This is a genomic window from Rickettsiales bacterium (assembly GCA_035765535.1).
In the GTDB taxonomy this organism is placed as follows: domain Bacteria; phylum Pseudomonadota; class Alphaproteobacteria; order Rickettsiales; family JABCZZ01; genus JABCZZ01.
Genome location: DASTXE010000003.1, coordinates 202826 through 223913, shown reverse-complemented (window position 1 = coordinate 223913; position 21088 = coordinate 202826). Strand labels below are relative to the sequence as shown.

Genomic DNA, 21088 nt, shown 5'->3' with positions numbered 1-21088 from the left:
GTTTCCGATTCGTTAAAACTTTTCTTTCTTCACCCTGCCAGGCTTGAATAGCCACTTGACATTGTTTTCGTACGCTTCACGGCTGCGCTTGCGTAATTTATAGATCCGCTCATTATCCTCCACGGAAAGCTCGCCGTGGGCCAGGATTTCATTAATTTCTTCGTCCGCCTTGGGATTGTACTGAATGCGTATCGGCAACCAGAGCAGAAAAATATAAAGCGCATTGAATGAGGTGAGGAATAAAGCCGCTTCGGATACCAGGCGCATTTCCTTCTGGAAGCGCATCGGCGCGGCGATTGCAAAGAATATGATGGCAGCCCCCAGATTTGCCAGTATCCGTATGCCGGGCCTGCGCTCAAACACACTGAGCGTTATCATACGTATGACGAATACGATGAATATCCAAAACAGGATTTTGTTGTAGCTGACATTGCTGAGTAAACCTAAAGACGTGGAACTGCCATACAGGAAAGTATGTATGCTGGCGATAATCCAGTCTATGAAGTCCCTCATCCGAGCTTCTCCACCCGGCGCTCATGCCGCCCGCCTTCAAATGCGGTCGTAAAGAATTGCTGCACGCATTCTTTTGCCACTTCCGTTGATAACAGGCGCGCGCCAAGGCAGAGCACATTCGCATTGTTATGCTGACGCGAAAGCGCCGCTGAAATACCGCTATGGCACAAGGCAGCACGGATGCCTTTATGGCGGTTAGCAGCGATGCTGATACCGATACCGGAACCGCAAATGGCAACGCCAAACTGCGCCTTGCCTGCAAGCACCGTTTCCGCCAGTTTATTGCCGTAATCGCTGTAATCCACGGAAACACCCGCGTCATCCGGCCCCAGATCGATTACGGTATCGGCATATTCTTTCAGCCATTGCTTCACCGCGGATTTCAATTCGACCCCGGCATGATCGGATGCTATTGCTATTACAGGTTTAGTCATTATAACTAATTGTTTCTGATATGGTTATATGTTCTTAGAGCTTATTGCCACCAATTGCGGATTTTTGCAACAAAATTAGGCTACAGACCGTTTATGACCTTTGCCGGATACAGCCCTTACCTTCTCCTTTCGCTGGTTTTTCTGCTCGGCATCTGCATCGGAAGCTTTGTGACCATGGCCAGCCACCGCCTTCCTCTCTCACAGGAAATCGTTTTCAAACCGTCCTATTGCCCGCACTGCCATACAAAACTTGGTCTGCTTGATTTATTCCCGCTTCTGTCCTGGCTGTGGAACAAAGGAAAATGCCGCCATTGCGGCGCGCCTGTCAGTATTCGCTATCCGCTGATCGAGCTGGCACTAGGCCTTGCGTTCTGCGGTATCGCGTTTTTTCACGGGCTTGATATTAATGCGCTGCTGCTCATGCTGCTGGCCACGGAACTTGCGATCCTCATCGTCACGGATCTGGAGCATTATATTATTCCTGACGGCGTGCAGATTGCCCTGCTGCTGACGGGTCTTGCCTACCGTTTTTATAACGGCGGAAGCAATGAAACCCTGGTTTCCGATCTTGTTGTGGGCATAGTATCCGGCCTTGCGATAGGGCTGGCGCTGCATTACGGCTATCTGTATTTGCGCAAAAAAGATGCGCTGGGGTTCGGGGATGTCAAATTCCTGGCCGTGGCTGGGTGCTGGCTGCCGCTCACGGCTTTTGTGCCTTTCCTGTTTTTCTCGGGGCTTATCGGTATTTTCACGGGATTACTCTGGCGGCTGGCCGGGCGCGGCGCTATTTTCCCGTTCGGGCCTGCCCTTGCTGTTTCTTTGTTTATCAATGTCCTGTTTCCTGATATGATGGAATTGCTACAGCGGGTTATACATCATGCTTCTTAGTTTGCCTGTTATGAAAGACTCCCTTTCCCGGTCACGTCAACGTGCCGGTTTCTCCCTCGTAGAACTTTCCGTGGTGCTGCTGATTATCGCGCTGATTACCGGCATGGCCGTTTCCAGCGGTATTTCCGTTATCGCCAGCGCCCGTCTCACCGCTACTTACAAAAAGATGGACGCGATCGAGCAGGCGCTGCTCGCATTCCGCAAAGCGAACGACCGTCTTCCCTGCCCGGCGAGTTTGACGCTGCTTCCTAGTGATTTGAAATACGGCTATGAAGCAGGCAGCACTTCCGGCACGGTAGGTAATGGTGCTTGTACGGGCGGTACCCCGGCAGCCAATGCCGTCGGGTATGGCACTGTCAATACGGGAGTTCAAGGCGCAGAAGGTGCCGTCCCCACTGCAACGCTCGGTATTCCCAGTGATTTCATGTATGACGGATGGGGACGCAGATTCCGTTACGCCGTCGACGTCAATATGACCATGACGCATGCTTTCAGCGGCACTCAGACCGGAGCTGTATGCGGCGCGATTAAAATACTTACCGGACCGCCTGCTGCCGCGGGTGCCAGCACTGTTAAAAGCTCGGGCGCTATCTATGCTTTGATTAGCCAGGGAGCTAACGGCCATGGCGGCTTCACACAGAACGGCACGGTTTATAATGCCGGAGCTCTCAATCTCGATGAACTCACCAACTGCCATTGCAGCAGTACCGGTACTTATAATAGCGGTTCTTATACGCCAGTCTACGTGCAGCAAACGCCTTTCACCTATAACGCCATCAGCAAAACCAGTTCGCTGTGGGATTTTAACGATATCGTAGAATATAGGGAACGCTGGCAGATGCAGGCCGACTGGGATCCTGCCGGACAAACCTGTCCCGGTATTTATGGTTTTCAAGCTAATCCTGGTATACAAAATGTCAAAAAGTTTGATTTTCAGCCCTATTCGCAAGGCACTCTCGGTACCGCCAATGCCGGAACCACGAACGGATATCTCAATGGTGTCACCAGCGTGGCTTTCGACAGCAGAGGGAATGTATATGTCGTAGACATAAACCACAACCGTGTGCAGGTATTCGATAAAACCGGCGCTTATGTCAGCGGTATCGGCGCGAGCTACAACGGCGTCAGCGGCGCGGTTGGCAGCAGCGGCAGCGGTAACGGCCAGTTCAATTCTCCCGTAGGCATTACTATCGATCCCAGCGGCAATATATGGGTTGTGGATACAGGCAATCACCGCGTACAGAAGTTTGACAGTAACGGCAATTACCTGCTTTCCCTAGGCTGCGGTTATACCGCGAGCAGCTGTTCGATAGGCGCAAGCAGTTACGCCAATGGCGCTTTTAAATATCCCCAAGGTATAGCGGCGGATGCTTCCGGCAATGTCTGGGTGGTAGACCGCAATAATAACCGGCTTGAGAAGTTCAGTAGCTCCGGAACATTCCTGATGGGCATCGGCTGCGGCTATAACGGCGTCACCGGCTGTTCTACCGGGGACGGCGGCGGAAGCACTATCGGCGGGTATGGCAGCGGCAACGGCATGCTGAACTGGCCGCAATTTATCGCTATCGACAAAGGCGGCAACATCTGGGTCACGGAAAGCAACTGGAGCATCCGTTACGGCAGCGGCTTCAGCATACAGTCTCCTGATAATGCGCGCGTACAAGAATTCAGCGCAGCGGGCGCTTATCTTGCCAAATTCTCTGTGGCTGCCGGCCCGGAAGGCATCGGGTTCGATCCGCGCGGCAATATCTGGCTGGGGACGGATGCCGTGCAGCTGCAGCAATGCACGACTTCGGGATCTTGCACCACCTATAGTTCCCTCGCTGCGGACGGGCTCGCGATCACTTTCCGTTAATACCGCCTCTTTCGTAAAAACATTGCCACAGCCGTAAGAATATAATACGCATTGCTTCCATGCGTCTTTTTCTTCGCCATACACGCCATTTCTGGACTGCACTGCATGACATGCTCATGGCAGGCCTGAGCTTTTATCTGGCGCTGACGCTCCGGCTCGGTAACGGACTCAGCCATTACACCAGCCTGAGGCAAGTCATTTTCGGCGTTGTGCTCTGCGCATTCGTGTCGTTCGGCGTATTTTATGTCATGCGTCTTTACCGAGGCCTGTGGCGCTATACTTCCATACCGGACCTCATCGCCATTGTTAAATCCGTTACCATCGCACTTTTGCTGTTTTATCTTGCATTGTTCATCTGCAACCGCCTGGAAGAAATGCCGCGTTCGGTTCCTTTCATCCAATGGCTCCTGCTGATTGCATTGCTGGGTGCGCCGCGTTTTGCTTACCGGATCTGGCGTGACAGAAGGCTTGGGCTGCACACCAGCCTGCGCGCGGAAAACCGCATCCCCGTGCTATTAATCGGATCGGGTGAACGGGCGGAGCTTTTCCTGCGCGATACGCGCTCCGGCGCTTCCGCGCAATATGTTGTGGTCGGCATGATCGACGATAAGGAAAACCGCATCGGCCGCACCATTCACAATGTGCGTATTTACGGCAATACCGACAACATGCCGCAGATTGTGGAAGAGCTGGCCGCCAAGGGCATGAGGCCACAGCGCGCCATCCTGACTTATGACACGCTGGACGGCGCTAAGGTTCGTCACTTGCTGGCGGTGACGGAAAAAATCGGGCTGCCTCTTGCACGACTGCCGCGCCTGAGTGAGTTCAAGCAGGGCATGGTAGAAAAGATGGATATTCGCCCTATCGCCGTGGAAGACCTGCTCGGCCGCGCGCAGAATGTGCATGATAAGGAACCGGTACGGGCCTTTATTACCGGCAAAGTCGTGCTGGTAACAGGCAGCGGCGGCACGATCGGCAGCGAACTGACCCGCCAGATCGCGGATCTTTCTCCGTCCCGCCTGATTATGTATGAGTTGTCCGAATATGCGCTCTACCAGATCGATATGGAACTCAGCACGCGTTTCCCGCATGTGCCGCGCACAGCCATTATCGGCGATGTAAAGGATCGCGCGCATCTGGACAGCGTATTCGCGCAGGAAAAACCGGAAGTGGTCTTCCATGCGGCAGCAATTAAGCACGTCCCTCTGGCCGAAGCCAATCCCGAAGAAGCTGTGCTCACCAACCTGTTCGGCACGCAATGCGTCGCGGAGGCTTGCGCCAAACATCATGCACTCGTCATGGTCATGATCTCTACCGATAAGGCCGTCAATCCCTCAAGCCTCATGGGTGCAACCAAGCGTGCTGCGGAGAGTTACTGCCAAGCGCTCGGAAGCGATCCTTCGTACAAAGGCAAGACGCGCTTTGTCACCGTACGGTTCGGCAATGTGCTGGGCTCTACCGGCTCCGTCATTCCGCTTTTCCAGCAGCAGCTGGCGCGTGGCGGTCCGCTGACCGTAACGCATCCGGAAATGGTACGTTACTTTATGACCGTGCGCGAGGCCGTGGAACTCGTCATGCAGTCCGCTACGCTCAGTTCACGCAGCGGCGAAATTTACGTGCTGGATATGGGGCAACCTGTGCGCATCCTCGATCTGGCGGAGCAGATGGTCCGGCTGGCAGGGCTCAAGCCGCATCAGGATATTAAAATCGAATTTACGGGGTTGCGTCCCGGTGAGAAAATGTTCGAGGAGCTTTTTCATTTCTCTGAAGAACACACTAAGACTGCACATGAAAGCATCTGGCTCGCCAATCCTCGCCATGCTTCACTTAAAGAAATCAATGTCTTGTTGAGCAAACTGCAGGATGCCTGCCTGAAACGGGATACTTCCTCCGCCATCGCGCTGGTTCAGCAGCTTGTACCGGAATATACCCGTACGGCCTAAGAAGTGCATTTGCTGTTGCCTGTAAGCACCGTCTCCTTTACAGATAAGCTGACCGAAAACAAGAAACCGGCTTGAATGCGCAATCTGTTTATTAAGAAATCCATCCTGCATATCCAGGAAGATGCGGAAAGCTGTACCCTGCATCGCTCGCTTTCGGTATTCAATCTTATCAGCCTTGGCATCGGCTGCATTATCGGCGCAGGTATTTTCTCGCTTACCGGCGAGCAGACCGCCGTCTATGCCGGACCTGCTATCATGATCTCCTTCGTGCTTGCCGCTGTCGCCTGCGCATTTGCCGCGCTGTGCTATGCGGAGCTGGCCTCCACCCTGCCCGTCAGCGGCAGCGCCTATACTTATGCCTATGCGACGCTCGGCGAACTTGCTGCATGGATTATGGGCTGGCTGCTCATCCTGGAATACGGTGTCGCTGCCGCTACGGTCGCGGTGAGCTGGGCGGGATATTTTGTAAGCCTAATGAAGGATTTTGGGGTTGTAATCCCAGAGATTTTTATGACCCCCACCATTTTATACGACCCCAATATCGGCGGCTGGCATGCTGTTGGTTTTCATGGCGCCTTTAACCTTCCTGCCGCCGCTTCCGTTGCGGTGCTTACTGTGTTACTGGTCATCGGCATCAAGGAATCGGCCACAGTCAATAATATCGTCGTGATGCTGAAGATCACCGTGCTGGTGCTGCTGGTAGTCGTGGGGCTGCCGCATATCAATACCGCGTTGTGGCATCCTTTCATTCCCCCGGCTATGGTTATCCACGACCCACAAACCGGCAGCAGTGTTACGCATTACGGCTGGCCGGGCATTCTGCATGCGGCGGCGGTCATTTCCTTTGCATTTGTCGGCTTTGAAGCCGTTTCCACCGCGGCGCAGGAAGCAAAGAATCCGCAGCGTGATATGCCGATCGGCATCCTGGCTTCACTCGCCATCTGCACGGTGCTTTATATTCTCGTAGGCGCAGTGCTTACGGGCCTCGTGCATTACAGCGATCTCAACGTTCCCGATCCGCTGGCACTCGCTGTGGACACGCTTGGAGTGGGATGGCTCAAATGGGTGGTGAAGGTCGGCGCGGTGATCGGCATGTTTTCCGTCACGCTTGTGCTGCTTTACGGCCAGACACGTATCTTCTTCAGCATGGGGCGCGACCGCTTGCTGCCCGCTTTTTTCAGCACGACGCATCCTCGCTTCAAAACGCCGCACTGGAACACGATCATTGTCGGCACGGTGACTGCGCTTATTGCAGGCCTCACCCCGATCGATATTCTGGGGGACCTAGTCAGCCTTGGCACCCTTCTCGCCTTTGCGATTGTTTGCTTCAGCGTTATTTACCTGCGATATAAGCGTCCGGACATGAAGCGGGTTTTCAGCGTACCGTTTTTCCCCTATACCCCGATTATCGGTATCGGCACCTGTATCTGGCTGATGGCTGGAATCATCAACATGATGATATTGCTGTTTATTTTTTATATCCCTATCGGGCTTCTCATTTATTTCCTGTATAGCCGCCATCGCAGCGTCGTACGCATCATGGCAAGAGATGCCGCAGCATAAATAGCTGTTTTTCCTTGATATAAGGATCCCCATCATACTGAATCGTCTTATTTTTCGCGTTTGTCATCATATTGACATATAATTCCTGTATACTTCAAATTGACGTAGTGTTTTTTGGAATAGAGCAGCGTAGCGCATGACTATATACAGTTTCCGCAATGACTCTTTGATAGACGAGGTGGCCGTCACCCATACTCGCGGCGGCGGAGTACGCGCTTATCTTCACGCCCGCGATGACGCCCCCCCGCAGAAGCTGGAAATGCTGCAGGAAGCGCTTACCGGCGCCGCCATGCGATGGACGCCTATTACCCATAACGGAAAAGCTGCTCTGGAAGTGCGCCATATCGGCAAGAATGGACAAAAACTCCTGAGCCTGCTGGAGCGCGAAGGCGTTACTTCCGGCCAGCCTGAACGCAAGGTAAATCCGGAAAATCAAATCTCGTTCAAGGATAAACTGCGTAGCAATACCCTGCGACTAAGCGGCCTTTCCTATACGGCCGGAGATATCGGCTTCGTGGTCTATGGCTATAAAGATTCGATAACGAAGGGGCCAGACGGCAAGACCAGAATAAAAGACCCGCAAAACCTGCTGGCCGGCATTTTTTATGCGCTGGGAAGCCCGATTATTACTTTCTTCGGCAAGGGTGACAAATCTGATATCCAGCTTCGTCACATGTCCTATAACACGATGAAGCTGCTTGAGCAGAAGGGCTTCAATGTTCCGCACGATGCTGCGCTACGTTCCATTACCGACCAACATAATTCTACAATCGGCCGCCGTATATTGAGCATGTGCAAGCGTTACCCGGCAGAGATCGGCAACTCCCTTTTCGGCGTTGCAGGAAGTATGGTGCTATGGGCGGGCATCCGGGATTACGGAAAGATAAAAGCAGGCACCTCTGCTAAAAGCCCCGTGACCGCTATCAGCGATATGTCGCTTGGTGTCGTGACCATGCTTGCAGGTGCGGCTTCCTTAATACCGGAAGAAGTCCCTAAGCCAGGTGAGCCCAAGAAAACCGGGATTGCTGGAGCATGGGAATGGGTGAAAGAAAAACCGCTCAGGACGGCCGGACTGCTGCTCGGACTCAGCACGATCGGACATACTACCAGTACCCTTGTTGAACAACGCAACTCTGCGCGCCAAGTGGCAAATGGCGCATCGGAAAGCCTGAAAGCAGACGCACAGAAGAATATAGGCGCGCTTCTCGGGCGCTGGGGATTCGTAGTCACAAACCTGCTTGCAGAAGTACTGATGTCGCTTTCCTCCAAAGGACACGGTGAAGGCGTGGAAAGCGATACCAGCCTGCATCCTTCCCTTTACTCCGCCATGGGCGATCTGATCCAACGCAGCCCTCCGGAAAAACGCGCTTCCATGCTGGAAACTATTGCCAGCTATCTTTCCGACAAAGATAATCTGAATCTGGACGAGGATACGATCAAGGAAGGCATACAGCGCCACATGAAAGACCTCACTAATAACCCATGGCTGATTAAACCAGCTGAACCGCAGCAGAATGCACAGCAGGCAGATGCCGCTCCGCGCAAAGCCTGGCGCGATGTGGTCACGCAACAGGCTCAAGCTGCCCCGGCCATGTCCGGTTCCCCTGCTCTTTAATATTCTATTTCAGTGAACGGTAAACTTGCGGCAGCATATCCGCAATGTCCTCCGCGATAAGCCCCGGTCCGAACTCCGAAGCCGCTGCACCATGCAGCCAGACCGCAGCCGCAGCCGCGAAAAATGCATCCATTCCCTGTGCCAGCAACCCTAGCACCATACCTGCCAATACATCCCCCGCCCCTGCGGTTGCAAGCTCTGCCGGAGCATTGCTGTTGATCACAACACGGCCATCCGGCGCCGCAATTACCGTGTCGCTTCCTTTGAGCACTATGACCGCACCGTAAGCTTTTGCTGCTGCGCGCGCACGGGTCAGTTTGTCACCTTGTATATCGCATATCCTTTTAAATTCGCCTTCGTGCGGCGTCATCACGCATGGATGTTTAATCGCATGCCGCAGGTTTTCATGCCTGCCTTCAAATAAAGTCAATGCGTCAGCATCCAGTACTGTGGCAACACCGCTTTCCAAAACCGTCAGCACTTCGTGGCGCATTTTATCTGTCACTCCTGCTCCCGGTCCCAGTAATGCAGCAGTGAAGCGTTTATCTTTTAATACTGCGCTGAATCCTTCCTCTGCTGCCAGCGGACGCACCAGAATGCTGGTAAGCGTTTCCGCATAGATGGAGAATGCTTCCTGCGGGCAAACGACCGTCACCAGCCCTGCGCCTGTGCGCGCGGCAGCGTGGGCAGCAAGACGCGCCGCTCCGGTCATCGGGTAACCGCCATAGACAAGCGCAGCCCCTCGCGTATATTTGTGATCCTCCACTTGCGGATGCGGAAAATGCGGCAGCCAATATTGCGGCCCGTTCTCGAATATATCCGGATGCAATTCTTCCAATGCGCGCTCGGGAATGCCGATATCGGCCACTACGATTTCACCGCACAGTTTCCGCCCGGGATGCAGCAGGTGTGCCGGTTTCTTGCAGAAGAACGTGACGGTGAGCGCTGCCTGAATCGCTCCGAAAGCCTCTCCTGTATCTCCCATCACGCCGCTTGGCACGTCGATAGCGATTACGGGCACGGCGCGGGATGCAATTTCTTCCAGCATCGCTTTCGCCGCCCCTTCCAAGGGCCGCGTCAGCCCCGCGCCGAATAAAGCATCCACTACCAGTTCCGCTCCTTCCAGAAGCGCAGGCGAAAGAGGTTCCGCCTTGCCTTGCCACTGCACTGCATGATGCGCTGCATCCCCGCGTAACTGCTCGCGGGCACATATCAGCCCCAGCCGCACAGGCCACCCTGCCTGCGCCAGCAACCGCGCCACGACAAAACCATCTCCGCCATTATTACCGGGCCCGCACAGCACACAAACCTGCCTTGGTGTCCAGCGCCGCTGGATTTCCTGTGCTATGGCAGCGCCAGCATTCTCCATCAGTGTAACTCCCGGCACACCCGCCGCAGAAGCCAGCCTGTCAGCCTCATACATGCGGCGATTATCGAGCACGGCCTGTGTGTACATGGTTCCATCTCCGGATGCTGAAAATATGCCGCCATCATCCCATGAAACCGCTTCCGCCCGCAAGCAAATTACATGGCCGCAAAAACCGCTTCGCATTCGCCGCGTATTTTTTGTATAGTGCCTGTATCTTCTTCAAAGGAAAAATTCGTGCTGGAATTTATTTTAACAGGTTTGCTCGGAATCGCGCTTATCTCCATATGTTCCCTGAACATCTACGAGTCCCTGCGCTTTGTCTGGAAACGGCTGCCTAGCCTGACATGGTCGCCGCGCATGCATATCCTCGGCGTAGTCTGGCTGCTGTTCTTTTCCCATATCATGAATATATGGCTGTTTGGTATTGTGTATTATCTGCTGCATTTTTTCGATCTCGGAACGTTCGGCGGCGCTGCGGTCGAACATGGCCGTTACACACTGGATTTCTTCGGATGCCTGTATTTTTCAGCTGTCATCTACAGCACGCTCGGGCTGGGTGATATCACACCTGAAGGCGCGCTGCGCATGGTCACCGGCGTTGAAGCGCTTGCCGGATTTGTCCTGATCGGCTGGACGGTTTCCTTTACTTACCTCGCGATGCAGAAATTCTGGGAACTTCCTCACCATAAGCATGAGCGCCCACGATCATGATTTCCTTCTTATCTCATGCCTTGCGAAACCGATTCGATATTTCCGGCTGGCTGCGCGAGCATGAAAGCCTGCAGAAGCTGCTGCGCGAAAACCAGCCTGTCCAGCTCGTGCTCTGCATGACGATGGGCGTTATCGTAGGTGCAATGACCGTATTGCTGCACCATCTCGTCGTTCTGCTGCATGGGGCCACATTCATGCTTGCTCCCGGCGAGCATTTAAGCAACGCCTCCTATATCAATACGCTGCGCATTATCTGCGTACCGGTGCTGGGCGGTGTTGTAACAGGGCTGTTCTTCATGCTGCTGGCGAAGATCAACCTGCGTGAGATTGTCGATCCTATTGAAGCCAATGCCATTCATGGCGGACGCATGTCGCTGCGGCAAAGCCTTGCCCTGCTTGCCTCCACGCTATTTTCCAATACGTCCGGCGCATCGCTCGGCATGGAAGCAGGATATACGCAGATCGGCGCGGGACTCAGTTCGTGGATCGGCAAGCGGCTGAATCTCCGGCGCGAAGATATGCGCATTCTCGTTGCCGCAGGCGCGGGAGCCGCCATCTCCGCCGCCTTCAATGCGCCGATGGCGGGCGCGTTTTATGGATTCGAGCTTGTACTGGGCGGCTATACGGCTGCCGCGTTGCCGCAAGTAGCGGTGTGCACAATTGCCGCTACCCTTTGCATGCGGCTGTTCAGTAATGGCGAGCCGATCTTCTCGCTCCCGCTCGACGTGCCGACGATCCATCTTGGGCTTTACCCTGTTTTCATCCTGATCGGCCTGCTTTCGGGTGTGGTAGGAATCGGCACGATGAAACTTGTTACCTTCTTCGAACACACCTTCCGCCGTCTTGCCATGCCGGACTGGCTTCGCCCAGCCTTAGGCGGCCTCGCCTTGGCCCTGCTCGCGCTGGCATTCCCGCAGGTGCTGGGCAGCGGCGAAGGTGCTATCGACAACCATCTGCACCATAGCTGGCCGTTTTTTGCGTTGATGGGCCTTCTTGCCGCCAAAATGACGGCTTCCGCGGTTTCCATCGGCTCGGGTTTCCGCGGCGGCCTTTTTAGTTCTTCGCTTTTCCTCGGCTGTATTCTCGGCCAGTTGTTCGGCGTGCTGAGCGGGGCATCCTCTGCGGAGCCTTCTGCGCTGATCGATACATTCATGCTGGTCGGCATCGGCGGCGTTTCCGCTTCCATCGTCGGCGCGCCCGTTACCATCATGCTGCTTGTGCTGGAGATGAGCGGAAACTTCTCCGCCACTGTCGCCGTGCTGGTGGGCATATTGTTCGCCACTGTCGTGACGCGCTACTGCTTCGGCTACTCCTTCTCCACCTGGCGTTTCCATTTGCGCGGCTTGCGCATCACGGGCGCTCAGGATATCGGCTGGGTTAATGAGCTTACCATGGCAACGCTCATGCAACCCGGCACGCAGACTGTTCCTTCCACCATGACGCTTGCCGCTTTGCGCGTGCTTATTCCTGCCGAAAGCGGCAAGCCTGCTTTCATCGTCGATCCGGAAGGGCGCTATATCGGCGTGGCGGATATTACCACGATCCACCGCACCGACCTTAACGAGAAAGTTGACAGTATTCAGGCGGGCGATATTGCCAAAGCCAAGGATTGCTTCCTGCTTCCGCGCGACAATATACGCCGCTCGCTTGAACTCTTTTCCTCCTCGCAGCAGGAAGATCTGCCCGTGCTCGATTCCGCTGATAAGCGCAGGGTGATCGGTCAGGTCAGCGAGTCGCGCATGCTCAGGCGTTACGCGCAGGAACTGGAAGCCCGCAACCTTGCGCATTCAGGCGCGGCAACTCCTGTGTAGTAGTATATTTTAAGGGGGCGACCTATGCTCGCCCCCTTCGCTTACGCTTACCCCCTCGCTTCGCGGGTCGTCGTGTAGAACTCCTCCACGTACCCATGAGAAGATTGGTAACGTCACTGCGAGGAGCGAAGCAACGCGGCAGTCCAAGAACTAGAATAGTTATTTCTGATTATTTGTATCCAGCAGCGCCAGCACTTTATGGTCCGCGCCGGAGAGCGGAAGTTCTTTAATCTCATTGCGTGTAGCGCACTGCAACCCCGCTGCTTTTGCCTCCTGTGCATCTACCTTTGCCAGATACACTTCCGCCTGAAGCGTGAAATGACTGTAAGTCTGTGTAATTTGTCCCAGCAGTGCTTTTCTTAGCAATGAGTACTCTGACTCCGCCAGCGTAAAGGTTTTTGTGCCTTCATCATATTCCGGGAACCCATATAGCCCGTGCAGAAAGCGCGTCGTGCGCTTATAGAGAAAATAGCCTCCCCGCCCATCGTGCAGCACGACAATGACGCGTTTACGCGTGGGCGTGATTTTGGCTTTTTTCGGCGCGGGATAACTCTCCGGAGCAATCTTGCCTTTGCATATGGCAGCAAGCGGGCATATCTCGCAGCGCGGCGCACGCTTCGTACAGACCATCGCGCCGATATCCATCATCGCCTGATTGTAATCGAACGGGTTCTGCTTATCGAGCAGCAGCTCCGCTTTCTCCCACAATACATCGTCACGCGCTTCCTTCATGGCAAAAACGCGGCACAGCACGCGCCGCACATTCGCCTCCATCACCGGCACGGCCTGCCCGAATCCGAAGCATGCCACCGCGCTCGCAGTATTGCGGCCAATGCCGGGCAGCTTCTGCAACTCTTCCCACGTACCCGGCAGCATACCACCACTTTGCTGAGCCGCTTTGTGCAGATTGGCCGCGCGTGTGTAATAACCGAGCCCTTCCCATTTCTTCGCCACGGCCTGATGATCCGCTGCCGCCAGCGCTGCAAGTGTAGGGAAAGCTTTCAGGAACGGTGCATAGAAACGCTCCAGCACGGTTTTTACCTGTGTCTGCTGCAGCATGATTTCGCTGATATAGACTTCATACGGATTGTTCGTATTGCGCCATGGTAAATCACGCCGCCCATGCGCCGCATACCAACGGTGCAGCGCTTTGTGAAACGCTTTGATTTGAGAATCGGAGGGATTATCTGCAGACAGCATAAATGAGATATAGATCGCCGCCAGTCGAGATGCAATGGCCTGAAACACGACAGGCGGCGCCTCCCCCAGAACGAATCTTGGGAGTGGCGCCGCCTGCGCTTGCCGGTTAAACCGGGAGGATGGCCTTCACGCGCTCACGCGCGCTTCAGCCTAGTCGGTCGCGGCGTTCTCGACCTTGCGAAGCCCGTCTTCACGGGTCCACAGGTAGGTCGCCGTACCGCCGTCGTGCAGCTCGAAGGTGACCGGGATCCCCTCCGTCATGGTGAGGATGATCTGCTTGCCGTCATCTTCCTCCGAGTCCCTTCCCAGAGGACCGCCGATGCGACCGCGTGCGTGCACGGTGCCACCGTCGAGCCTGCGGTCCTCGTCGTCCATCACGATCGGCAGGTAGCACACCACGAGCGCGGTAGTGCTCTCGCTGGCGTCCTCGATCGCGCACTGTACGAGGACGGGAAGCTGGCTCTTCCTCCACCGCGGCGCAGGGTCCTCTTCGTTCGAGGGCCTGAACGTCGCAGCGAAGATGCTGACCTCCAGCTTGCGGTCCCACCACGCGAGGGTCTCGGGCAGCAGGTCGACCATCACGTACTCCAGCCAGCCCCCCTCATCACCGATGTTGATGGTGGGGATGACTCCCAGGCGCCGCGTCTCGAAGTCCTCGACGACAGCCCCCGTGCTCACATCACCATTTTCGTCGATGGTGAGCACCGGCATGACTCGCCTCACAGCTTGTCCTTCCGTTGTTCCGGTTTGGGTCGTGTATACGCCATACGACCCTTACGCTGGAAGGCATCCGACCTTTTATTCCAGCGGTATCTTGTGCGACAACTGCGTGATGCAATTGCGGATGCCGCGATTGGCAAAAACCTCTTACCAAGTAAGACTTCTACCAAGATACACTATCGTTATAGCATAAAATCGTTAATAATTAAATAATTAGCCCTATATCGCTGTATTTGCTGGCAAACTTAAATGCCATCCCCGAGAAGGGCGCGCAGGCGGGGTTTTTTGAGCCAGCCTGTTTCCTGATAGATTTTGACGGAAAATTCGGGATCCGCCAGATGATCCATGAAGCGTGCGATACTTTGCACGGCACGGATGATTTCGTCCTGTGTGAGCGGTTTGGGAGAGAGGGTGCTTGCGCACATAAGCGCAAGTTTGATAGTGGCCAGCCGCACACCAATGATGGCAATACGCTGCGTTAAAGTGTCACCGAAACCGCAGAACGGAAACAGTGCCTGCGAGAGCTGCACGGCAAGATAACGCCGCAGAATATGCTCGTACTGTGCCGCATGCTCATTGCGCCAGCTTTCCAGCACGGTCTGCAGCGCATGGTCACTATCGGGCAGCGCCACGATTGCAAGATTATCCATCCGCACAGTGACATGCAACGCGTGCTGCATATCGGTCACGGTGTGCATCAGCCTGCCATCGCCCGTTTTCTTCGCCGCCACCATCAAACCGCAAAGCGCCTGCAGCAGGAAGCACTGATCGGTGGGCTTTCCTTCCGGCGCAGGCAGTCCGGAATCGGCATGGGCAAGGTAGAACGGCACAGCATCCGGCCAGGAAGCTACATCAATACGCTCGAGCGATTCGCATACGGTAAAGATCCGCATCAGAGCACGCTCGGCCGTCACCGATTCATCCAGCGCCGCTTCTATAAAATGCCGGTATATTCCGATAGCCGCTTCCGTCGAAAGCGATGCAGGCAGATAATCCTTTGCCTGTCCCATAATGTGGTCCATGTCCGATGCATCCAGCAGGAAGGGCGAATGATCGAACAGCGCCAGCCGCGCGATTTCCGGGCAGGAAAGCGTCGCCGTCATCATAACGGTATCGCCCAGTTTGCGTGTGACGCGCGGATAGAAATGGCAGGCATCGCCGAGGAATGCTTCGCCGTATTTATTCTGGATGCCGCACAGACCTTCGGTAAATTTTACGCAGTAGCTCGTCTTTACATCGCGCCGCATGACATATTGCCCCGGCTCACCTGCGACCGACTCTAAAAGCTCAGGCGCTTCTTTTTTATACTTCTCGTAATTCTCGTCCGAGACCTGCATGTTCCAGCCCTTGCAGCATGTATCGGGGCATTCTGCGCCGATGCAGCGAAACTGTTTCATGAATTCCGGTGCGATAACTGCCATCAGCCTATCACCTTTCCTACAATATCTTTCAAGGTCGGATAAATCGACAATACCAGCATCAGCGCCATGCACCAGTTAAACGGCTTCATGTAGCGTTCATGCGAAAAGACTTTTCTGAACATACTGCCGAAAGCCGCCCAGACCGCTACGCTTGGCACTCCCACGACACCGAAGATAAACGCAATAATCAGCACGTTCAGCAGGTAATGCTCATGCGGTGCGTAAAGGCTTACGGCACCGGCCACGATAATCCAGGCTTTCGGATTCACCCACTGGAACATCGCCGCAGACAGGAAGCTCATGGGCTTGCGCGTGGTATCTTCATCCTCCTGCCCTACCGTCATCGGCCCTGAAGTCGCTATCTTCCACGCGAGGTAAAGCAGATATGCCGCTGCCGCATACTGCATCCACAGATAAGACTGCGGATAGGCTGTGAATACCGCCCCAAGGCCAAGCCCCACTAATATGACCATCAGCATAAAACCGCCTACCACGCCCGCCATATGCGGCACGGTACGCGACATGCCGAAATGCAGGCCGGAAGTCAGCAGCATGATATTATTGGGGCCGGGCGTGAGAAGCGCCACGAGCGCATAGATGGAAAAGGCTGTTAGAAGCGAGGCGGTCATAATCATCACCAATAGAGGGAAATGAACCGAGCCTCACCATTTCACAAGCGCCACGAAATGTAAAGCGGGCCGCTACCCGCCTCCAGGGCTTTTTATGCAGTGATGTAATGCTGGACTTTGTACTTATCCGTCTGGAAGACGTACTGGGCTGCGAGACGCAATGAGGCGTCAATCAGAAGGGGCGCACGCGCATTGACGGAGATCGTCACCTTTTCCGGAGAGCGATGCACGGATGCAATCAGCAGTACGGCCAGGTTATCCGGCTGGATGCCGAGTTCAGTGCTCGCACGCAACAAGTCTTCAGCGGCTATGATACCGTTTTCGAGACCGATAGGGAATGTGATGAATGACAGGGCATAGTCATCGCAGCACTGCAGCAGCTTAAAGCGACGCAGTTTATCACTGGGAAATTCGGAAACCTGGAAATTTCTTTTTTCCGGCATGCCAAGCAAGCCGCGCGGGAAGGATACCATCTTATCCCTGTGCAATGTAACCTTGCCGAAGCGCGTCTCGATTTCTTCCGGAATTCCGGACTCAAGGCTGCCGGAACTTTTGTCCAGGAATACCATTTTCTCCAATTGGCTCACGGACACTCCCACCATCATAAAATTACCCTGCTTTCCCTATTATATTCCAGTTAACCACAAAAAACACTAAAAAATTACCCTGTCGCCAATGTCCCTATTTGAGAAAATTTACCAGCGAAAGCTGGCTGATACGCGCAAATGTCGCAAAACTTGCCTGCAGCACCGTTGTATCCTGCGCTACCTTGGCGGATAGCGAGATTTCATCCGCATTCGTAAGGCTGTTCACAATTCCCGTGTAATAAGTCTGTACAGACTGCGCCTGCGTATTGGACTGCTGGACCGTGAGAATGTTTGAATTTACCCTTGACTGCAGGGTAATCACCCCCTGCATCCCTTTATCTATAAGGTTTTCCGATGCTGTCAGTATATCTGAGCCACTTGCGCCATCCGGTGCTGTCAATGCCTGGTTCATGCCTGCAAAAAGCTGCTGGAAGGCCAGTTCGCTGCCATTTACGCCCGGAGTAATCAACTGGCTGTCGGAAATACGTACCTGCGGGTCCAGTGTGCTGCCTTGATAATAAGATGCATCCGGCACGCCCACCGCATTATTAGTCGGAACCGGGGTCTTAATCGGAGGCGCAGACGTTGCTGCACCTGCGAAGATGAAATTTCCGCCGTAATTGGTGTTCAGTGCTGCTGCCAGCGCTTCCACCTGCGACTTCACCTGCTGCTTGAAGGAAGCGCCGCTCAATGTGCCGCTGATCTGGCTCTGCACTAAGCTCTTGAGGCTGCTTGCGATATTCTGGATCTGCCCAAGCACGGTGGAAGTCGTCTGCATCTGGCCGATGACGGTGGCATTGCCCGACTGGTAATTGGTAATGCGCGTCACCTGAGCGCTGATCGAAGTCAGCTGCTGCACGTCCGATGCCATACCGTCGAAGGTCTGGCTTGCCTTGCCGCTGGAAATCGCTTCCTGGGAGGTGCTCAACGAATTCTGCACTTCCCCCATATTCTGCAGCAGTGTCTGCAGAGAACCGAAGGTGCTTACTGATTGGACCGATGACATATATTACTCCTTACTCTCCAAAGCCGTTCTTTACTGAATGCTGTTAATCAACGCATCGAACATGGTTCCTACCACCGAAATCACCCTGGCCGAGGCACTGTAGGCGTTCTGGTAGATGACCGTGTTAGCCAGTTCCTGGTCCAGGTTTACGCCGGAGACCGACTGTGCGCTCTTCGTGTAACCGTCAAGCAATGCCTGGCTGTTGTTCTTGGTGGTGGTGGCGTTCGCCGAATTGGTGGATGTGGCCGCAAGAATCTGTCCGGCATACTGCGCAAACGTGGTGCTGCTGGCCGGCAGGCCGCCTGATGTCGTAAAGCTTGTCAGGCTGGTGGACAAAGCTGCAAACTGCTGGCTGACCGTATTATCGCCGGAGGTCAGAACATAAGTATAGTTGGGCGGGCTGCTTGCATTTGTGGGCTGGGTCCCCAACGTCAGCTTACCGGTGCTGATAAGGCTGGGATTGTTTGTAATACGGCTTTCAACACTTAAGTTCAGAGCGCTATTGGTTACCGTATCGCCATTCTTCGACGAGGACGGATTGAAGAAGTTATTCAGTCCGAAATACTGGGAGAGACCCTGTCCGCTTCCGCCCGGCACTACTGTACCTGTGACTGTCGCAAGCTGCTGGCTGTCCAGTTCGTTAATGGCCACCGTATAGGAACTGTTCCCTGCAGCAATCTTCAGGTAGCCTGCCTGATTGCCGTAAAGCCCGTTCGTTTTGGGCAATGGCTTGCCGTCCGCATCCACCAGCGTGGCGGTCAGCAGGGGCTGCGTGGTAGTAGGCGCCATGATTTTGCCGTTCTGCGTAGCGCTTGCCGCCCCGATCAGCTCGTTGCGCGAATTGGCCTGATTATTAGGAACGCGGTAAGATACAACGGATTGCACCAGGTTCCCACCGCTATCAACAGTAGCAATAGTTGCCTGTACCGTGAAATAAGGCGAGGTAGACGCTGCCGCGCCAAGCTGCGCAGTGACGATCCCCTGACCGGCCGTACCAGTCGCTTTGCCTGCATTCACAGAGTCATATTTGCTGAAACCCGTAACGCCGGAAACACTAGCAGGCCCGGTGCTCGTAGCACCTGCCCCGGAGACTGTGATATCGAATGTATTACCTGTGACATTGCTGACTGTAAAATAGCCTCCGAGCTGCGAGCCTGAAAGGCCGTTCACCGAGCCGGAAGGTGCGTTCAGGTATACGATATCGCCATTCTTGAACGTATTGTTGCCGGTGGTTGTGACCGTTACCGTATTGCTTCCCGATGTTGTCTGGTAGGTATTCGTGCCGTTCAGCGTTAGGGCAGGCTGCGTGCTCGTCACCGTACCTGCAGTACTGCTGGCAATTACGCTGCCGCTGCTATCGAGCACCGTATAGCCGCTTGTATAAAAATCTGCGTTACCGGAGCTGATATTGTTCAGGTTGAAGGCAAAGTTCAGCGTGTTGCCGGTATCCGGAATATTATCGGACACCACATCGAGCTGCGCATTGTTGATATTACCGAGCTCCATCTTGTTCTGCGGCGGACCGTAAAACTGGTTGATGGTATTGATCAATCCATCCACCGAAAGTGTGCCGTTCCCTTTGCCGGTGTTGAGCGCCGAGAGATCCAGTGTCAGTGGCTGAAGGCCATTAGGTTCGTCCGTATAAGGAGAAGAGACCGGCGAACCGTTGCTGCCTAGCACGGCAATCTGCACGCTACCGGAATATTGCGATATATCGCTGCCCTTGATCAGCGTCGTACCCGTATAGGAGTTCGGCGGCGGAAAGCTCGTGCCTGCATTGTTAATGGCATTGACTTTATCCCTGAGGGTACCGGCCAACGTATCGAGCTGGCTTAATACGTTAGGGATAATGCTATCGCGCATATGCAACAGCCCAAGGATTTTCCCGCTCGTAAGCGACGTGGTGACGGCAGAGCTCGGTCCGCTGCTGACAATCGGCACTTTCTGGCCCAGCACGTTTCCATTAGCATCTGTTGTGACGACGTTGATCGCACCGATCGAGCTATTATTGATCAGTGTCGTGACAGAAGAAATTGGAGAATATTGCAACTCAGCGGAAGTGGTGTTGGTCAGAAGCGTCACACCGTTGGTGGTGTTGATCGACACTTCACCATCTTCGGCAAAGCTCGGTTTGATGTCCATATACTGGGACAGGTCGTTGAGCGATGCATCACGCTGATCGAGTAATCCAGCCGTATTCTGCCCTACTGCAGCCGCATGCTGCAATGCGAGGTTCGTCTGGATCAGGCTTTTCAGATCAGCATTGACGTTGTTGATCGCGCCATTAATGTCCGTATCGGCCTGCATTCTCAGGTTTTCAAGCGAATTAGCCAGCGTGGAAAGCTGATTGGCCATGGAAGTGGCTGCATTGATAGCGCTGGTCTGCGTGGTGGCGCTCGGCGAGTTCGCCAGATTCTGCATTGCCACGAAGAAAGAGGATATGCCCTGGTCTATGCTGTTCGTGGTGCCAGGCTGCCCGAGCAGGTTCTGTATCTGCGCATAATAATCCGTTACGACCGAAGCACCGCTTGCGACCGAAGACTGCGCATTGACCTGTGCGCTCAGATAATCGCTGACGCTGCGAGTAACGCTTGCAACCGTTGCGCCTTCGCCCTGACCTGCGATGAAGTTTGCCGCCTGGTGGACGACTTCCTTCGAGTAATTCGGCGTATTGGCATTACTGATATTCTGCGACAGTATGTTCAGGTTCTGCTGATTGACATTCAGTCCTGATACGGCGCTATTTAACGCAGATAACAACCCCATAACCCGTTCCTTGTGTATTTGTTAAGTGCCTGGTTTACCTGAAGACCTTTCTTTTCT

General features: G+C 54.5%; 17 protein-coding genes. 7 read left to right on the top strand and 10 right to left on the bottom strand.

All coding sequences use genetic code 11. From position 1 onward, the window contains the following. Nucleotides 1-12 precede the first annotated feature (12 nt). Nucleotides 13-513 (bottom strand): hypothetical protein, encoded by a 501-nt coding sequence (locus tag VFT64_04030; protein HEU5046992.1) that lies wholly within the window; start codon nucleotides 511-513, stop codon nucleotides 13-15. Further along, a complete protein-coding gene (rpiB, locus tag VFT64_04025) occupies nucleotides 510-947 on the bottom strand; it encodes a ribose 5-phosphate isomerase B (protein ID HEU5046991.1) in 438 nt (145 codons plus the stop codon). The genes VFT64_04030 and rpiB overlap by 4 nt, the downstream gene beginning before the upstream one ends. 93 nt (nucleotides 948-1040) lie before the next feature. Here rpiB and VFT64_04020 point away from each other — a divergent pair, with 93 nt between their 5' ends. The 5 genes from VFT64_04020 to VFT64_04000 all read left to right on the top strand — a co-directional run bounded on the left by VFT64_04020 (nucleotide 1041) and on the right by VFT64_04000 (nucleotide 8811). Then, nucleotides 1041-1835 carry a prepilin peptidase gene (locus VFT64_04020; GenBank protein ID HEU5046990.1) on the top strand — a complete coding sequence of 265 codons (795 nt, stop codon included), beginning with the start codon at nucleotides 1041-1043 and terminating at the stop codon, nucleotides 1833-1835. Nucleotides 1836-1845: 10 nt separating this feature from the next. Continuing rightward, nucleotides 1846-3690, top strand: a complete 1845-nt coding sequence (locus VFT64_04015) for a 6-bladed beta-propeller (GenBank protein ID HEU5046989.1) — start codon at nucleotides 1846-1848, stop codon at nucleotides 3688-3690. A 59-nt stretch (nucleotides 3691-3749) separates the two neighbouring features. Then, the gene (locus VFT64_04010) at nucleotides 3750-5633 is read left to right on the top strand and encodes a nucleoside-diphosphate sugar epimerase/dehydratase (protein HEU5046988.1); all 1884 of its coding nucleotides are present in this window, start codon (nucleotides 3750-3752) and stop codon (nucleotides 5631-5633) included. Nucleotides 5634-5708: 75 nt separating this feature from the next. Beyond that, nucleotides 5709-7196, top strand: a complete 1488-nt coding sequence (locus VFT64_04005) for an amino acid permease (protein HEU5046987.1) — start codon at nucleotides 5709-5711, stop codon at nucleotides 7194-7196. Between the two features lie 136 nt (nucleotides 7197-7332). Further along, on the top strand, nucleotides 7333-8811 hold the full coding sequence (locus VFT64_04000) for a hypothetical protein (protein HEU5046986.1): 1479 nt from the start codon (nucleotides 7333-7335) through the stop codon (nucleotides 8809-8811). A 4-nt stretch (nucleotides 8812-8815) separates the two neighbouring features. Here the strand turns inward: VFT64_04000 and VFT64_03995 are convergent, their stop codons facing one another. Further along, the gene (locus tag VFT64_03995) at nucleotides 8816-10267 is read right to left on the bottom strand and encodes an NAD(P)H-hydrate dehydratase (protein ID HEU5046985.1); all 1452 of its coding nucleotides are present in this window, start codon (nucleotides 10265-10267) and stop codon (nucleotides 8816-8818) included. A gap of 72 nt (nucleotides 10268-10339) precedes the next feature. On the opposite strand from VFT64_03995, the gene VFT64_03990 reads away from it, so the two are divergent. Both VFT64_03990 and VFT64_03985 read left to right on the top strand, forming a co-directional pair. Next, nucleotides 10340-10891 (top strand): potassium channel family protein, encoded by a 552-nt coding sequence (locus VFT64_03990; GenBank protein HEU5046984.1) that lies wholly within the window; start codon nucleotides 10340-10342, stop codon nucleotides 10889-10891. After that, complete coding sequence (locus VFT64_03985; protein HEU5046983.1) at nucleotides 10888-12702, top strand: chloride channel protein; 1815 nt, start codon at nucleotides 10888-10890, stop codon at nucleotides 12700-12702. The genes VFT64_03990 and VFT64_03985 overlap by 4 nt, the downstream gene beginning before the upstream one ends. Before the next feature lie 159 nt (nucleotides 12703-12861). Here VFT64_03985 and mutY read toward each other — a convergent pair whose 3' ends face one another. The 7 genes from mutY to flgK form a co-directional block, all read right to left on the bottom strand. After that, entirely contained in the window at nucleotides 12862-13950 is a 1089-nt protein-coding gene (gene mutY / locus VFT64_03980) for an A/G-specific adenine glycosylase (GenBank protein ID HEU5046982.1), read from the bottom strand. 102 nt (nucleotides 13951-14052) lie between these two features. Beyond that, nucleotides 14053-14613, bottom strand: coding sequence for a hypothetical protein (locus VFT64_03975; GenBank protein HEU5046981.1), 561 nt, complete (start codon nucleotides 14611-14613; stop codon nucleotides 14053-14055). Nucleotides 14614-14867: 254 nt separating this feature from the next. Continuing rightward, on the bottom strand, nucleotides 14868-16043 hold the full coding sequence (gene fliB / locus VFT64_03970) for a flagellin lysine-N-methylase (GenBank protein HEU5046980.1): 1176 nt from the start codon (nucleotides 16041-16043) through the stop codon (nucleotides 14868-14870). Beyond that, nucleotides 16043-16672: a LysE family translocator gene (locus VFT64_03965; protein HEU5046979.1), complete on the bottom strand. Its 630-nt coding sequence runs from the start codon at nucleotides 16670-16672 to the stop codon at nucleotides 16043-16045. The genes fliB and VFT64_03965 overlap by 1 nt, the downstream gene beginning before the upstream one ends. A 92-nt stretch (nucleotides 16673-16764) precedes the next feature. Then, on the bottom strand, nucleotides 16765-17277 hold the full coding sequence (fliW, locus tag VFT64_03960; GenBank protein ID HEU5046978.1) for a flagellar assembly protein FliW: 513 nt from the start codon (nucleotides 17275-17277) through the stop codon (nucleotides 16765-16767). 76 nt (nucleotides 17278-17353) lie between these two features. Next, entirely contained in the window at nucleotides 17354-18265 is a 912-nt protein-coding gene (locus tag VFT64_03955; protein ID HEU5046977.1) for a hypothetical protein, read from the bottom strand. Between the two features lie 30 nt (nucleotides 18266-18295). Next, nucleotides 18296-21031, bottom strand: coding sequence for a flagellar hook-associated protein FlgK (gene flgK, locus VFT64_03950; protein HEU5046976.1), 2736 nt, complete (start codon nucleotides 21029-21031; stop codon nucleotides 18296-18298). Nucleotides 21032-21088 lie beyond the last annotated feature (57 nt).

Coding starts and splice junctions, on each gene's coding strand:
- VFT64_03965 (HEU5046979.1), bottom strand. CDS start 16,672: ATGACCGCCTCGCTTCTAACAGCCTTTTCCATCTATGCGCTCGTGGCG.
- VFT64_04020 (HEU5046990.1), top strand. CDS start 1,041: ATGACCTTTGCCGGATACAGCCCTTACCTTCTCCTTTCGCTGGTTTTT.
- fliW (HEU5046978.1), bottom strand. CDS start 17,277: ATGATGGTGGGAGTGTCCGTGAGCCAATTGGAGAAAATGGTATTCCTG.
- VFT64_03990 (HEU5046984.1), top strand. CDS start 10,340: ATGGCCGCAAAAACCGCTTCGCATTCGCCGCGTATTTTTTGTATAGTG.
- flgK (HEU5046976.1), bottom strand. CDS start 21,031: ATGGGGTTGTTATCTGCGTTAAATAGCGCCGTATCAGGACTGAATGTC.
- fliB (HEU5046980.1), bottom strand. CDS start 16,043: ATGGCAGTTATCGCACCGGAATTCATGAAACAGTTTCGCTGCATCGGC.
- VFT64_04005 (HEU5046987.1), top strand. CDS start 5,709: ATGCGCAATCTGTTTATTAAGAAATCCATCCTGCATATCCAGGAAGAT.
- VFT64_04030 (HEU5046992.1), bottom strand. CDS start 513: ATGAGGGACTTCATAGACTGGATTATCGCCAGCATACATACTTTCCTG.
- rpiB (HEU5046991.1), bottom strand. CDS start 947: ATGACTAAACCTGTAATAGCAATAGCATCCGATCATGCCGGGGTCGAA.
- VFT64_04015 (HEU5046989.1), top strand. CDS start 1,846: ATGAAAGACTCCCTTTCCCGGTCACGTCAACGTGCCGGTTTCTCCCTC.
- VFT64_03975 (HEU5046981.1), bottom strand. CDS start 14,613: ATGCCGGTGCTCACCATCGACGAAAATGGTGATGTGAGCACGGGGGCT.
- VFT64_03955 (HEU5046977.1), bottom strand. CDS start 18,265: ATGTCATCGGTCCAATCAGTAAGCACCTTCGGTTCTCTGCAGACACTG.
- VFT64_03985 (HEU5046983.1), top strand. CDS start 10,888: ATGATTTCCTTCTTATCTCATGCCTTGCGAAACCGATTCGATATTTCC.
- VFT64_04010 (HEU5046988.1), top strand. CDS start 3,750: ATGCGTCTTTTTCTTCGCCATACACGCCATTTCTGGACTGCACTGCAT.
- VFT64_03995 (HEU5046985.1), bottom strand. CDS start 10,267: ATGTACACACAGGCCGTGCTCGATAATCGCCGCATGTATGAGGCTGAC.
- VFT64_04000 (HEU5046986.1), top strand. CDS start 7,333: ATGACTATATACAGTTTCCGCAATGACTCTTTGATAGACGAGGTGGCC.